Annotated in this window: 15 protein-coding genes; 7 read left to right on the top strand and 8 right to left on the bottom strand. The window is 72.8% G+C overall.

Annotated elements, in window-relative coordinates; translation table 11 throughout:
* Positions 1-174: 174 nt before the first annotated feature.
* Genes purS through purL form a run of 3 tightly spaced genes read left to right on the top strand, consistent with a single transcriptional unit; the run spans position 175 to position 3,346 of the window.
* Positions 175-426 (top strand): phosphoribosylformylglycinamidine synthase subunit PurS, encoded by a 252-nt coding sequence (gene purS, locus ACW62_RS13270; RefSeq protein WP_053204567.1) that lies wholly within the window; start codon positions 175-177, stop codon positions 424-426.
* Positions 426-1,097: a phosphoribosylformylglycinamidine synthase subunit PurQ gene (gene purQ, locus ACW62_RS13265; protein WP_053204566.1), complete on the top strand. Its 672-nt coding sequence runs from the start codon at positions 426-428 to the stop codon at positions 1,095-1,097. Before purS ends, purQ begins: the two co-directional genes overlap by 1 nt.
* Positions 1,094-3,346 carry a phosphoribosylformylglycinamidine synthase subunit PurL gene (gene purL / locus ACW62_RS13260; RefSeq protein WP_053204565.1) on the top strand — a complete coding sequence of 751 codons (2,253 nt, stop codon included), beginning with the start codon at positions 1,094-1,096 and terminating at the stop codon, positions 3,344-3,346. Before purQ ends, purL begins: the two co-directional genes overlap by 4 nt.
* Here purL and ACW62_RS13255 read toward each other — a convergent pair.
* Genes ACW62_RS13255 through ACW62_RS13245 form a run of 3 tightly spaced genes read right to left on the bottom strand, consistent with a single transcriptional unit; the run spans position 3,310 to position 5,698 of the window.
* Positions 3,310-4,665: an MFS transporter gene (locus tag ACW62_RS13255; protein WP_053204564.1), complete on the bottom strand. Its 1,356-nt coding sequence runs from the start codon at positions 4,663-4,665 to the stop codon at positions 3,310-3,312. The genes purL and ACW62_RS13255 overlap by 37 nt on opposite strands.
* On the bottom strand, positions 4,662-5,255 hold the full coding sequence (locus ACW62_RS13250; protein ID WP_053204563.1) for an ArsR family transcriptional regulator: 594 nt from the start codon (positions 5,253-5,255) through the stop codon (positions 4,662-4,664). Before ACW62_RS13250 ends, ACW62_RS13255 begins: the two co-directional genes overlap by 4 nt.
* 32 nt (positions 5,256-5,287) lie before the next feature.
* The gene (locus ACW62_RS13245; protein WP_053204562.1) at positions 5,288-5,698 is read right to left on the bottom strand and encodes a VOC family protein; all 411 of its coding nucleotides are present in this window, start codon (positions 5,696-5,698) and stop codon (positions 5,288-5,290) included.
* A 62-nt stretch (positions 5,699-5,760) separates the two neighbouring features.
* Here ACW62_RS13245 and ACW62_RS13240 point away from each other — a divergent pair, with 62 nt between their 5' ends.
* From ACW62_RS13240 to ACW62_RS13225, 4 genes are all read left to right on the top strand, one after another.
* Complete coding sequence (locus ACW62_RS13240) at positions 5,761-6,381, top strand: TetR/AcrR family transcriptional regulator (protein ID WP_053204561.1); 621 nt, start codon at positions 5,761-5,763, stop codon at positions 6,379-6,381.
* Positions 6,382-6,415: 34 nt separating this feature from the next.
* Positions 6,416-6,679: a type II toxin-antitoxin system Phd/YefM family antitoxin gene (locus ACW62_RS13235; protein WP_053204560.1), complete on the top strand. Its 264-nt coding sequence runs from the start codon at positions 6,416-6,418 to the stop codon at positions 6,677-6,679.
* 74 nt (positions 6,680-6,753) lie between these two features.
* Positions 6,754-7,920, top strand: coding sequence for an AAA family ATPase (locus tag ACW62_RS13230; protein WP_053204559.1), 1,167 nt, complete (start codon positions 6,754-6,756; stop codon positions 7,918-7,920).
* A gap of 226 nt (positions 7,921-8,146) precedes the next feature.
* A complete protein-coding gene (locus ACW62_RS13225) occupies positions 8,147-8,938 on the top strand; it encodes a sterol carrier family protein (RefSeq protein WP_157574722.1) in 792 nt (263 codons plus the stop codon).
* On the opposite strand, the gene ACW62_RS13220 is transcribed toward ACW62_RS13225, so the two are convergent.
* The 5 genes from ACW62_RS13220 to rhaD form a co-directional block, all read right to left on the bottom strand.
* Positions 8,935-9,720 carry a zf-HC2 domain-containing protein gene (locus ACW62_RS13220; protein ID WP_053204557.1) on the bottom strand — a complete coding sequence of 262 codons (786 nt, stop codon included), beginning with the start codon at positions 9,718-9,720 and terminating at the stop codon, positions 8,935-8,937. The genes ACW62_RS13225 and ACW62_RS13220 overlap by 4 nt on opposite strands.
* Positions 9,713-10,243, bottom strand: a complete 531-nt coding sequence (locus tag ACW62_RS13215) for an RNA polymerase sigma factor (RefSeq protein WP_205629318.1) — start codon at positions 10,241-10,243, stop codon at positions 9,713-9,715. Before ACW62_RS13215 ends, ACW62_RS13220 begins: the two co-directional genes overlap by 8 nt.
* Positions 10,244-10,347: 104 nt before the next feature.
* Positions 10,348-11,700, bottom strand: coding sequence for a serine hydrolase domain-containing protein (locus ACW62_RS13210; RefSeq protein WP_420843573.1), 1,353 nt, complete (start codon positions 11,698-11,700; stop codon positions 10,348-10,350).
* Between the two features lie 13 nt (positions 11,701-11,713).
* On the bottom strand, positions 11,714-13,135 hold the full coding sequence (locus tag ACW62_RS13205; RefSeq protein ID WP_053204555.1) for a rhamnulokinase: 1,422 nt from the start codon (positions 13,133-13,135) through the stop codon (positions 11,714-11,716).
* The coding region (gene rhaD / locus ACW62_RS13200; RefSeq protein WP_157574730.1) for a bifunctional rhamnulose-1-phosphate aldolase/short-chain dehydrogenase at positions 13,132-14,306 on the bottom strand (1,175 nt) is incomplete at its 5' end. The genes rhaD and ACW62_RS13205, both read right to left, overlap by 4 nt.

The following is a 14,306-nucleotide window of genomic DNA, read 5'->3' as shown; positions in this document are numbered from 1 at the left end:
TGCCGGGCGCTTCCGTCACCTGATCGTTCTCGTCAGTCGTCCTTCCTCACACCTTGCGCGGCATCCAGCTGGACGGCGCTCGCTGCGGCCGAGACCCGGGAGCCACACCCTTCCGCGGGCCGACTGGGTATCCTGGAGGCGCCCCCAGTTCTCCGCCGCGCGAGGAGCGTGCCCGTGGCCCGCGTCGTTGTCGACGTCATGCTCAAGTCCGAGATTCTCGACCCGCAGGGCAAAGCCGTGCAGGGTGCGTTCGGCCGGCTCGGCTTCGACGGGATCGCCTCCGTCCGCCAGGGCAAGCGGTTCGAGATCGAGCTCGACGGTGAGGCGACGCCCGAGGCCATCGCCGAGATCGAGCGCGCCGCCGCGACGCTGCTCGCGAACCCCGTCATCGAGGACTTCACCGTCCACGTGGAGGCCGGCGTCTGATGCGCGTCGGCGTCGTCACGTTCCCCGGCTCCCTCGACGACCGCGACGCCGCCCGGGCGGTCCGGGTCGCCGGTGGTGAGGCGGTCTCGCTCTGGCACGGCGACGCCGACCTCCACGGCGTCGACGCCGTGGTGCTGCCGGGCGGCTTCTCCTATGGCGACTACCTGCGCTGCGGCGCCATCGCGCGGTTCGCCCCGGTCATGGAGCCGCTGGTCGACGCCGCACGCGGCGGACTGCCGGTGCTGGGCATCTGCAACGGTTTCCAGGTGCTGTGCGAGTCGCACCTGCTGCCGGGCGCGCTGATCCGCAACGACCACCGCAAGTTCGTCTGCCGCGACCAGCCGCTGCGGGTCGAGAGCACGGCCACGGCGTGGACGTCCGGCTACGCGGCCGGCCAGGAGATCGTCATCCCGCTGAAGAACGGCGAGGGCGGCTATGTCGCCGACGAGCGCACGCTCGACGAGCTCGAGGGCGAGGGCCGGGTCGTCGTCCGCTACGCCGGCGACAACCCCAACGGCTCCTACCGCGACATCGCCGGCGTCACCAACGCCCGCGGCAACGTCGTCGGGCTGATGCCGCACCCCGAGCACGCGGTCGAGGCGCTCACCGGGCCGACCACCGACGGCCTCGGCTTCTTCACGTCCGTTCTGGAAGGACTGGTCCGTTCGTGATCGACACCGTCGAGCTGGCCGCGAAGACCCCGGACCAGCCGCAGCCCTGGGGCGAGCTGGGGCTCAAGCAGGACGAGTACCAGCGCATCCGCGACATCCTCGGCCGCCGGCCCACCAACGCCGAGCTGGCCATGTACAGCGTCATGTGGTCCGAGCACTGCTCGTACAAGAGCTCCAAGGTGCACCTGCGCCAGTTCGGCGAGAAGGCGCCGCAGAGCGACGCGCTGCTGGTCGGCATCGGCCAGAACGCCGGCGTCGTCGACATCGGCCACGGCTACGCGGTCACCTTCAAGATCGAGTCGCACAACCACCCGTCCTACGTCGAGCCGTACCAGGGCGCGGCGACGGGCGTCGGCGGCATCGTCCGCGACATCCTCGCCATGGGCGCCCGGCCGGTCGCCGTCATGGACTCGCTGCGGTTCGGCCCGCTCGACGCCGACGACACCCACCGGGTGCTGCCGGGCGTGGTGGCCGGAGTTGGCGGCTACGGCAACTGCCTGGGCCTGCCCAACATCGGCGGCGAGGTGGTCTTCGACCCGTCCTACGCGGCGAACCCACTGGTCAACGCGCTGTGCGTCGGCGTCATGAAGCACGAGGACATCCACCTCGCCAACGCCACCGGCGTCGGCAACAAGGTGGTGCTGTTCGGGGCCCGTACCGGCGGCGACGGCATCGGCGGCGCATCGATCCTCGCGTCGGAGTCGTTCGACGACAGCAAACCGTCGAAGCGCCCGGCCGTCCAGGTCGGCGACCCGTTCATGGAGAAGGTGCTCATCGAGTGCTGCCTCGAGCTGTTCGAGGCGCAGGTCGTCGAGGCCATCCAGGACCTCGGCGCGGCCGGCATCTCCTGCGCGACGTCCGAGCTGGCCAGCAACGGCGACGGCGGCATGTATGTGCAGCTGGAGAAGGTGCTGCTGCGCGACCCCAGCCTGACCCCCGGCGAGATCATGATGTCGGAGTCGCAGGAACGCATGATGGGCATCGTCACGCCCGAGAATCTCGACGCGTTCCTCGCCATCACCACGAGGTGGGACGTCGAGACCGCCGTCATCGGCGAGGTCACCGGCACCGGCCGGCTGATCATCGACTGGCACGGCGAGACCATCGCCGACGTCGACCCCCGCACCGTCGCGCACGACGGCCCGGTCTATGAGCGGCCGTACGCGCGGCCGGACTGGCAGGACTCGCTACAGGCGGATGGCCCGGGCGAGCTGCCGCGGCCGGGCACCGGCGACGAGCTGCGCGGCACCCTGCTGCGGCTGCTGGCGTCGCCGAACCTCGCGTCGAAGGCATGGATCACCGACCAGTACGACCGCTACGTGCTCGGCAACACCGTCCTCGCCCAGCCCGAGGACGCGGGCGTGCTGCGCATCGACGAGTCGACCGGGCTGGGCGTGGCCATCGCCACCGACGGCAACGGCCGCTACGCCAAGCTCGACCCGTACACCGGCGCGCAGCTGGCGCTGGCCGAGGCGTACCGCAACGTCGCCACCACCGGCGCCACGCCGCTCGCCGTCACCGACGGCCTCAACTTCGGCTCGCCCGAGGACCCCGCCGTCATGTGGCAGTTCGCCGAGGCCATCCGCGGCCTGGCCGACGGCTGCCAGGCGCTCGGCACCCCGGTCACCGGCGGCAACGTGTCGCTGTACAACCAGACCGGCGACGCCGCCATCCTGCCGACGGCGATCGTCGGGGTGCTGGGCGTCCTCGACGACGTCGCCCGGCGCACCCCGCAGGGCTTCCGCGAGCCGGGCCAGGTGATCTACCTGCTCGGCGAGACCCGCGACGAGTTCGGCGGCTCCGAGTGGGCGTGGGCCGAGCACGGGCACCTGGGCGGGCGGCCGCCGTCGGTCGACCTCGCCGCCGAGCGCGAGCTGGCCGAGATCCTCGTCAACGCCTCCCGCGACGGGCTGATCGACGCCGCGCACGACCTCTCCGACGGCGGGCTGGCGGTCGCGCTGGTCGAGTCGGTGCTGCGGCACGGCGTCGGCGCGCGGGTGTGGGTGCCCGACGGCCTCGACCCGTTCGTGTTCCTGTTCTCCGAGTCGCAGGCCCGGGCGATCGTCGCGGTGCCGCGGTCGGAGGAGGTCCGGTTCACCGACATGTGCTCGGCGCGGCGGTTTGCGCACCAGCGCATCGGCGTGGTCGACGACGGCGGCGTGCTCGACCTGCAGGGGCAGTTCAGCGTGCCGGTCGACGACCTGCGCACGGCTCACGAGTCGACGCTGTCCTCGGCGTTCGACGCCTGAGCCTTCGCCGCGGCGATGCGGGCGTTGGTGAGCCGCGGCAGCGCGTAGAGCACCATCACGACGTGCGCGGCCGCGGCGACCAGGAACGGCAGCCGCAGTGACCACTCGCGGCTCAGCCAGGTGTCGCCGGCGGTCACCAGCACGCCGCCGAGCAGCGTCCCGAGCGAGATGGCGCCCCAGCCGAAGAACCGGTACACCGAGTTGACCCGGCCGAGCAGGTGGTCGGGGATGATGCTCTGCCGCATCGACACCGTGATGACGTTCCACAGCACGATGAAGAAGCCCTCGACCACGAACACCGGGTAGACGGCGAACGGCGACGACAGCAGCCCGATGGCGCCGAGGCAGCCGCCCAGCACGATCAGCGACACGAACAGCGAGGTGCCCGGGCCGATGCGGGCGCTGATGCGGTGTGCGACCAGCGAACCGAGCACCGCGCCGAGCGCCGTCCCGGACAGCAGGAGGCCGAACCCGGTGGCGTCCAGGCCGAGGATCTCCTGAGCGACGAGCACGTAGATGGCCATCGCGGCGGCGCTCAGGCCGTTGGCCGCGCCGAGCAGGAACGCCAGCGAGCGCAGCAGGTGGTGGTTCCACAGCCAGCGCACCCCCTCGCCGATCTCGGCCTTCCAGTTGATGCGGCCGCTGGTGACCTTGCCCTTCGGGGCGAACTGCCCGGCCAGCATGAACACCAGCCCGGCCGCGATGGCGAACGTGCCGGCGTTGATGAAGAACGGCAGCGCGAACGCCAGGCCCAGCAGCAGGCCGGCCAGCGGCGGCCCGACGAAGTTGTTGACCACGACCTCGGCGCCCCACATGCGGCCGTTCGCCTTCTCCAGGCGATCCTTCGCGACGATGGACGGCAGCAGCGTCTGGGCGGTGTTGTCGCGCAGCACCTCGGCGGTGCCGAGCAGGAACGCCATGAGGTACAGCAGGACGAGCAGCAGGGTGGCGTTGCCGGGCGGTGCGGCCGTGCCGTCGGCGATCTGGTCCGGCGTCGGCAGGTCGGCCTGCCAGGCCAGTACCACGATCGCGAACGCACCCATGACGGCGAACCGCAGCACGTCCATGGCGGCGACCACCTTGCGGCGGTCGAGGCGGTCGGTGATGACGCCGGCCGGCAGCGAGAACAGCAGCCACGGCAGCCGGGTGGCCAGCGTGACGAGCGCGATCTGCAGTGGGTCGCGGGTGACGGCGGTGGCCAGCCACGGGATCGCGACCGCCGAGAGCCCGTCGCCGAAGTTCGAGACGACCGACGCGCTCCACAGCTTCCAGTAGTTGCGGCCCAGCCCGGCCTTCGTGGGTGTGTCGACCGTGGTCACGCGGCACCGTCCTCGGGGTCTGGCAGGTGCCCGCGCTGCGTCGGGAAGATCCCGACGAGCAGACCGTACGTCACCTCGCCGCCGCGTGGCTGGCGGGCGAACTCGTTCAGCAGCTCGAACAGCCGTTGCCGCCACTCCTCCGCCCGCTCCACCGGGATCCGGGCGTACCGGGCGTTCGTCGTCATGGGGAGGTCCTGCAGCTCCGCGGGGAGCTGGGAGATCTCCGCGACGGTCTCCGTGAGCACCCCTTTGGGCTCCAGCCCGATGCCCTCGAACGAGGCGCGGTCCCAGTCGTGGTACAGGAACACGCGGGCGGTGCGGCCGTAGTAGCGGGCCTCGATGGCGCGCACCAGTTTGGTGCGGACCACGTGCACCAGGCCCGCGTACTCCAGGACCTTCAGGTGGTGGCCGACCGTGCCCTTCGGCTTGTCCAGCGCGGCGGCCAGCTCGGTTGTCGTCGCGGCCCGTTCCAGCAACAGGTTGGCGATCTTCATCCGGGTCTCGTCGAACAGTGCCCGGTACTGCGCGGGGTCGTTGAGCTCGAGCTCGTCGGCGAGTTCATAGTCGGGAGTGGCGGACTGGTCGGCCATTCCAGAATGGTCGGCGATTCCCGACCATTCTGTCAAGACACGTACTGGCTGGCGTACTCCGCGGTCGGTTCGATCTCCGTGATGACGTCGACCAGCACGCCGTCGGGCGCCTCGGCGATGAAGTGGCGCTGGCCGAACGGCTCGTCGCGCAGCTCCAGCCGGATCGGCAGCCCGGCCTCCACCAGGCGCGCGTACCAGTCGTCGACGTCCGGGACCTCGACGTTGAGCAGCAGGCCGCGGGCCGCCCGGCGGAAGCCGTCGGGGATGGTCGGATGCCGGTGGTCGACGAACGCCAGCTCGATGTGCGCGGCGGCGGGGTGGCGCAGGCTCACGTACCAGCCCGAGTCGAAGACGAGCGTGAAGCCGAGGTGCTTGACGAAGAAGTCGCGCGTGGCGGCGACGTCGGTGCTGCAGAGGACCGGGTAGAAGCCGGTGATGGTCATGTCTCCTCCTCAGATACCTACCGTTGGTATGTGTCTGACACGGTAGGATGCATACCGCTGGTATGTCAACTGGAGGTGCGGTGTCCCCGACCAAGTCCGAGCAGCGGCAGGCCACGGTGCACGCGCTGCTCACCGAGGCCCGGCGGCAGTTCGCCCGCGACGGCTACGCCGCGGTGAGCCTGGCCGCTCTCGTCGACGCGCTCGGCCTCACCAAGGGCGCGCTCTACCACCACTTCTCCGGCAAGTCCGCGCTGTTCCGCGCCGTCGTCGAGCAGGTCCAGGCGCAGGTCGCCGACCGCGTCGTCACCGCGGCGGAGGCCGAGACCGGCTCGTGGCGGCAGCTCACCGCCGGCTGCGAGGCGTTCCTGCGGGCCAGTGCCGACCCCGAGGTGCAGCGCATCCTGCTCATCGACGGGCCGGCGGTGCTGGGCTGGGACGAGTGGCGCGCGCTCGACGACGCGTCGTCCGGGCGGCACCTGCGCGAGGCCCTGGAGGCCGTCATCGACGACGGCGTCATCGCGCCGCAGCCGGTCGGGCCGCTGACGCACCTGCTGTCCGGCGCGATGAACGAGGCGGCCCTCTGGCTGGCCCGCTCCGACGACCCGCGCGACCTCGACGACACCGTCGCCGCACTGCTCGCCCTGCTCGACGCCCTGCGGGTGCCGACGAGTGGCGCTGTGTGACCTGCGTGTCTAGTGTGGTCGCTGAGGTGATGGCATGACGCCGGGACGCACCTGGAGCGTCGTCGAGGCGAAGGCGCGGCTCGGCGACTTGCTGGCCGCCGTCGAGCGCGACGGCCCGCAGACCATCAGCCGTCGCGGCCGTGCCGTCGCGGTCGTCGTCTCCGTCGAGCAGTGGGAGCGGCGCAACCCCCATCGCGGTTCACTGGCGGACTTCTTCGCCACTTCCCCGCTGCGTGAGCTAGGCGGCGAGCTCGAGCTCCCGTCGCGCGACGAGGCGATGCGAGAGAGCAGCCGGTGAGTCAGCTGATCGACACGCACGTCATCTCCGAGCTCGTCGCCGACCCCTGGCGCGAGGACGGGTAGGCGCAGCGGATGCTGCGGACCGTCGCCATCGCGAACTACCGGTCGCTCCGCGACGTCGTCTTGCCGCTGACCGGCCTCGACGTCGTCATCGGCGCCAACGGCACGGGCAAGTCGAGCCTGTACCGGGCGCTGCGGCTGCTCGCCGACTGCGCCCGGGGCGACGTCATCGCGTCGCTGGCGCGGGAGGGCGGCATGCCGTCGGTCACCTGGGCCGGCCCGGAGAAGATCAGCCGGGAGATGCGGTCGGGGGAGCGGCCGGTCCAGGGCACCCGCCGGACGGGTCCGGTCAACGTCCGCATGGGCTTCGCCGGCGACGACTTCGGGTACCTCATCGACCTCGGCCTGCCCCGGCCGGGCGGCGGGCCGGCGCCGTCGTTCTTCCAGCTCGATCCGGAGATCAAGCGCGAGGCGATCTGGAGCGGGCCGGTGCTGCGGCCGGGCACCTGGCTGGCCGACCGCCGCAACGAGCTGGTGCGGGTGCGCGCCGGCGGCGACTGGGAGCACCTGGCCCAAGGGCTGCGCACCTTCGAGAGCATGCTCAGCGAGGTCGCCGACCCGATCCGGGCGCCCGAGCTGCTGACCGTCCGCGAGCAGGTGCGCAGCTGGCGCTTCTACGACCACTTCCGCACCGACGCCGACGCGCCGGCCCGGCAGACCCGCGTCGGCACCCGCACGCCGGTCCTGTCCGACGACGGCGCCGACCTCGCCGCCGCGCTGCAGACCATCCGCGAGGTCGGCGCGGTCGAGGCGCTCGACGCCGCCGTCGACCGCGCGTTCCCCGGGTCGCGGCTGGAGATCGCTCAGCTCGGCGATCGGCTGGACCTTGCGTTCCGGCAGCACGGCCTGCTGCGGCCACTGGCCGGCGCCGAGCTGTCCGACGGCACCCTGCGCTTCCTGCTGTGGGCCGCGGCCCTGCTGGCGCCCCGTCCGCCGGCGCTCATGGTGCTGGACGAGCCGGAGGCCAGCCTGCACCCGCAACTGCTGCCGGCGCTGGCCGAGCTGATCGTCGAAGCGCGCGGGAGCACCCAGCTCGTCGTCATCACCCACTCGCCGCTGCTGGTCGACCACCTGGGCGCGGCCGCGACCAGGGTCGAGCTGGTCAAGGACACCGGAGAGACGTTCATCGACGGGCAGGACCGATTCGACCGGCCGGCGTGGAACTGGGGATCACGCTGACGCACCCTGGCCGGACTCGGCCAGCAGGTTGATACCAGACGTGTCGAACGGCCGGCCATGATCATCCACATTTTTTGGCTGTCAGAGCAGCCCAAAAGGTTGATGATCATGGTCGACGTCAGTCACCCAGCGGCGGCCGATGCCGCCATCCGCTTCGTTGGGCTCACACACCCGCGGCCGGCACGTGCCGCACGTCCCTGACGGACCCGACGGGTAGCCTGCCGGGGTGGTGAAACGGATGGACCCGGAGACGGCGTGGGCGGCCTACCGGAGCGGTCACGACGCGCTGCGCGGCTGGCTGGGCGAGCTGCCGCCGGAGCACTGGACCGGGCCGAGCGTGCTGCCCGGCTGGACCGTCGCCGACCTCGCGGCGCACCTCGCGCTGGTGGCCGACTCCGTGACGGCGACGGCGGCGGCCCCGCGCGGGGTGGCGGCGCACAGCCTGAGCGAGTACCTGACGACGTACGCGGCGGCGGCCGCCGGCCTGTCCGAGCTGACGCTGGCCATCGCGCGCGCGGCCGGGCACGACAAGGGCCGCGTCCTCGCCGCCGTCGACGAGCGGTTCGCCGCGGCGGCGGCCACCGTCGAGGCGCGCGGGCTCGACGACGTCGTGCTGACGACGCGGCGGATCCCGGTCCGGCAGGGCGACTACCTGCTGACCCGCGTCATCGAGATCGCCGTCCACGCCGACGACCTCGCCCGCTCCGCACCCGGCGCGGCCCCGCCCGCCATCCCCCGCGACACCACCCGGCTCGCCGTCCGCACCCTCCTCGATGTCCTGGCCGACCGCGCGCCGGGCCGCAGCGTCGAGGTGCGGGTCGCGCCGTTCGCCGCCGTTCAGTGCATCGAGGGGCCGCGGCACACCCGCGGCACGCCGCCGAACACCGTCGACCTCACGCCGGCCCTCTGGCTCCGGCTGGCCGGCGGGCGCGTCACCTGGGCCGACGAACTCGCCGCGGGCGCCGTTCTCGCCAGCGGCCAGCGCGCCGACCTGTCGGCGTACCTCCCGTTGTTCTAGGACGAGAGCTCGGCCGTGTACGTGACGCCGTCGGAGCCGATGAGGTCGACCCGCTCGATCTCGTAGATGTTCGTGTCGACGGTGCCGCCGGCCCCGCCGCCGGCCGAGCCGACCTCGTAGTCGGCGATCGTCTGGGCGCCGTCCTCGGTGACGACCGACACCTCGTACGTGCCGGGCGCCGCGGTGTCGCCGAGCACGGTGAACACCCACGACGGCTCGCCCTGGTAGAGGAACACGTGCCCGACCTGCGTGCCGGCGTCGTCGAGGAGTGGCGCCGCGTGGAAGTAGCGGCCGTTCGCCACGTCGAGGGTCTCGCGGTACCCGGCGGCGAGGTCGCGGTCGTCGGACGTCGCCTGCCAGACGACGCCCGCGCCGCCCAGCCCGGCGATCACCGCCGCGGCGGCGTACGGCAGCACCCGCCGCCAGCGGTTCGGCCGCAGCGGGGTCACGACGGCGTCGGGCGGCTCGGCCGCAGGTGGGAGGTCGGCCGGTTCGTCCGGCTCAGACGGGTGCTCGGCCGCGCGGGGCGCCTCCGGCTCGTCCGCCGTCAGCGCCGCGATACGGGCCAGGACGGCGCCCTCGAACCCGGCCGGCGGGTCGTGTTCCGGCGCGACCAGCAGCACTTCGTCGGCGACCCGGGTCAGTTCCTCCAGCTCGCGGCGGCAGTCGGGGCAGTCGGCCAGGTGCGCGAGCACGCGCGCGCGGTCCGGGCCGCTGGCGGCGCCGGTGGCCACCTCGGCCAGGGCGTCGGCGACCTCGCCGCACCTCGTCGGATCAACCATGACTCACCTCGAGCATCGCGCGCAGCCGGGCCAGCCCGGTCCGGATGCGTGTCTTGGCCGTGCCGAGCGGGATCTGCTGGTGCTCGCCGATCTCCCGCGCGGTCAGGCCGAAATGTACGGACAGCAGGACGGCCGTGGCCTGCTCGCGGGGCAGCGCCCGCAGTGCGGTGGTGATGCGGTCGCTGTCGGCGACCCGGTCGCTGTCGTTGGTGGTGGAGATCAGCATCTCCGCCACCACGGCCGGTTCGACCACCACGTCCCGGCGCACCCGCAGGACGTCGATGGCGACGTTGCGGGTGATGGTCAGCAGCCACGTCGACGCCTGCGCCCGGCGGGCGTCGTAGTTGCCGGCGTGCCGCCACGCCCGGACGAACGCCTCCTGTGCCACCTCCTCCGCGACCGCGGGCACGCCCACGACCGACAACGCCAGGCCGTAGACGCGGCCTTGGTGGCGTCGGACGAACGCGGCCATCGCATCCGCGTCGCCGGCGGCCATCCCGGCGAGCAGGGCCTCGTCCGACACCCTCACATCCTCATATACGCGTCGCAGCGATGAATCGATTGGACCCGCAGGTCACGTGGGTCACCGTTCCCGCCACGGGCTCGATCCAACCAGCGACGACGCGGTCAGTGCCAGCCGGCGGTGTCGACGCCGCCGGGGACGTCGGCGCTGGGGTCGTACGGCGTGCGGGTGAACACGAACGAGGCGAGGTCGAGGTGCCGGACGGACCCGTCGGGGTGCCGGACGACGCGCAGCGGCTCGCCGGCGTAGTAGCCGTCGAGGCCGACCCAGCCGCCGTCGCCGTCGGGGCGGAAGCGTGACGTCCGGCCGCCGCCGTTGGCCGGACCGAGCCGCAGCCAGCCGTCGTCGGTGGCCCGCAGCTCGAACGTCCTCGGGCCCCAGTACCAGTGGCCGACCAGCTCGAACAGCTCCGGCGGCACCGCGCCGACGCGCCAGACCGGCGGTGTGCGCGGCTCGGCCGCGGCGAACGTGTCGAGCAGCCCGGACCCGAAGTCGCGGGACAGGCCGGTCGTGGTGTTGGTGAGCACGACGACGCCGTCGCCGGTCTCGACGTCGACCCGCACCTCGGCGAGGAAGCCGGGCATCGAGCCGCCGTGGCCGGTGAACCGGCGCCCGTCGTCGTTCCAGAGCTGGACGCCGAGGCCGTGCGCGTCCGTCCACGGCGCGCCGGGCACGTCGACCACGACCAGCGGGCGGCACATCTCCGCCAGCGTGCCGGCCGACAGCAGGCCGTCGGTGCGGCCGCCGAGGAACGCGGCCCACCGGGCGAGGTCGCGCACCGTCGTCCACAGCTGCCCGGCCGGCGCCATCGCGCCGCCGTCGTGCTCGGGCTCGGCCAGGACGACATCGGCGAACGGGTGGACGGCGAGGCCGTGCGCGTGCGGCGCCACCGGCCGCGACGTCGTGCGGTCCATGCCGAGCGGCTCGAGCAGCTCCTCGGCGATCACCTTCGACCACGACCGCCCGTGCAGCCGGCCGACCAGCTCGCCGAGCACGCCGAACCCGACGTTGGTGTAGTGGAACCGCTCCCCGGCCGGGTGCCGCCGGCCCAGCTGGCTCGACAGCGACCGCCATGGCCCGCCCGCGGTCCGCTCCCACCACGGCCCGTCGGTCTCGGCCTGCACGCCGGCGCCGTGCGACAGCAGCTGGGCGATGGTGACGTCGCCGATCGTGGTGTCCGGGAGGTGCTTGTCGAGCGGGTCGGTGAGGTCGAGCCGGCCCTCGTCGCGCAGCCGCATGACGGCCACCGCGACGAACGTCTTGGTGATCGAGCCCATGCGGTACTGGGTGTGCTCATCGGCGTCGCGGCCGCCTTCGCGCCCGTCGATGCTGCCGCGCGCGGCGGACCAGACGAGCTCGCCGTCGCGCACGATGCCGGCGGCGACGGAGGGCAGCCGGCTGCCGGCCTGCTCTTCGGCGACGAGACGGGCGAGGTCGGTGGCGGTGCTGGGCCGGATCACCCGCCGAATCCTAACCGGCGGCCGGCTCGTAGCTGCGCACCGCCTGGGTGGCTCGCAGCAGATCGCGCAGCGCCCACCGGTCACCGTCGACGGCGTCGTGGGCGCGGGCCTGCACCAGCACGTTGCCCAGCGCCGTCGCCTCGACCGGGCCGGCCAGCACCGGCAGGCCGCAGGCGTCGGCCGTCAGCCGGCACAGCAGCTCGTTGCGGGCGCCGCCGCCGACCAGGTGGACGACGTCGACGGCGCGGCCGGACAGCTCGGCGGCCTGGTGGACGGTGCGGGCGTAGGCGGCGGCGAGGCTGTCGAGGATGCAGCGGACCAGCTCCGGACGGGTCTCCGGTATCCGCGACCCGGCCGCGCGCAGCACGTCGGCGATGCGGGCGGGCTGGTCACCCGGGGGCAGGAAGACCGGGCCGTCGGGGTCGAAGACCGGGCCGCCGGAGGGCACGTCGGCGGCGGCCGCGAGTAGCGCCGGCAGGTCGGCGGGTGGCCCGGCGCGGTTCCACGTCGCGATCGACTCGCTGAGCAGCCACAGCCCCATGACGTTGCGCAGGTAGCGAACAGTGCCGTCGACGCCGCCCTCGTTGGTGAAATTGGCGGCGCGGCCGGCCTCGGTCAGCACCGGCGCGTCCAACTCGACGCCGACCAGCGACCACGTGCCGCAGGAGATGTAGGCGAACCGTTCGTCCGCGGCCGGGACCCCGACGACGGCGGACGCGGTGTCGTGCGATCCGACGGCGGTGACGACGGCGGACGGGTCCAGCCCGGTGTCGTCGAGCACCTCCGGCAGCAGCGGCCCGACGACGTCGCCGGGCCGGCGCAGCGGCGGGAACAGGTCGCGCCGCAGCCCGAGCGCGTCGAACAGCGGCGCCGCCCACGCACCGGACCGGACGTCCAGCAGCCCGGTCGTCGACGCGTTGGTCACCTCGGTGCCGCGCACGCCGGTCAGCCAGTACGTCAGCAGGTCGGGGACGAGCAGCGCGTGCGCGGCCGTCGCCGCGGCGGGGTCGACGGCCAGCTGGAAGATCGTGTTGAACGGCAGGAACTGCAGCCCGGTGACGTCGTACAGCTCGCGCTCGCCCAACTCGGCGTGCACCTCCGCGGCGGCGCCGGATGTCCGACCGTCGCGGTAGTGAAACGGGTTGCCGAGCAGCGCGCCGGACCCGTCCAGCAGGCCGTAGTCGACCGCCCACGAGTCGATGCCGACGCTGCTCAGCACCTCGCCGCCGGTCGTCGCCCGGGCCGCCTGCCCGAGCCCGTCCAGCACGTCGCGGTACAGCCGCAGCACGTCCCAGTGCAGCCCGCTGGGCAGCCGCACCGGGACGTTGCCGAAGCGGTGCACCTCGGTGAGGTCCAGCCGCTGCGCGCTCACCCGCGCCAGCATGACCCGGCCGCTGGACGCTCCCAGGTCGACGGCGGCGACGGTGGTCATCGCAGGAACGCTGCCGCGACGCCGGCGTCGACGGGGATGTGCAGGCCGGTGGTGTGGGAGAGGTCGCCGGCGGTGAGGGCGTGGACGGCGTTGGCGACGTGTTCGGGGAGGACTTCGCGTTTGAGGAGGGTGCGTTGGGCGTAGAACGCACCCAACTGGTCTTCCGGCACACCGTAGACGGCGGCGCGTTGGGCGCCCCAGCCGGTGGCGAAGATGCCGGAGCCGTGGACGACGCCGTCGGGGTTGATGCCGTTGACGCGGATGCCGTGCTCACCCAACTCGGCGGCGAGGAGGCGGACCTGGTGGGCTTGGTCGGCTTTGGTGGCGCCGTAGGCGATGTTGTTCGGCCCGGCGTAGACACCGTTCTTGGACGCGATGTACACGATGTCCCCACCCATGCCCTGGGTGGTCATGATGCGGGCCGCCTCACGCGAGACGAGGAAGGAGCCGCGGGCCATCACGTCGTGCTGCAGGTCCCAATCCGCGGCGGTGGTGTCGAGGAGGGGTTTGGAGATGGACAGGCCGGCGTTGTTGACCACGAGGTCGACCCCACCGAACGCCAGCACCGCGTCCTGGAACGCGGCGGTGATCTGTTCCTCGCTGGTGACGTCCACGGTGACCGGCACCGCCACATCGCTGCCCCCGATCCCGGCCGCCACCTCGGCGGCGGTGTCACCGTTGAGGTCGGCCACGATGACGCAGGCGCCCGCGGCTGCGAGGCGCTGCGCGATGGCCTTCCCGATCCCGGACCCGGCGCCGGTGACGAACGCGACCCGGGTGGCGAGTGGTTTCGGTGCCGGCATCCGGGCCAGTTTGGCTTCTTCGAGGGCCCAGTACTCGATCCGGAACTTCTCCGACTCGGGGATCGGGGTGTAGGTGGAGACGGCTTCGGCGCCGCGCATCACGTTGATCGCGTTGAGGTAGAACTCGCCGGCCACCCGCGCGGTCTGCTTGTCGCGGCCGTAGGAGAACATGCCGACGCCGGGGATCAGCACGATCGCCGGGTCCGCGCCCCGCATCGCCGGACTGTCGGGCGTGGCGTGGCGCTGGTAGTAGGCGGCGTACTCGTCGCGGTAGGTCGCGTGCAGGACCCGCAACCGCTCCACCACCTCATCGACGGGGGTGGTGGTGGGGAGGTCGAGGACCAGCGGCCGGACCTTGGTGCGCAGGA

The sequence above is a fragment of the Jiangella muralis genome (assembly GCF_001270745.1).
Taxonomy (GTDB): Bacteria; Actinomycetota; Actinomycetes; order Jiangellales; family Jiangellaceae; genus Jiangella; species Jiangella muralis.
Note: the sequence above shows the minus strand (reverse complement) of the source record. Positions and strands in the feature narration are given on the sequence as shown.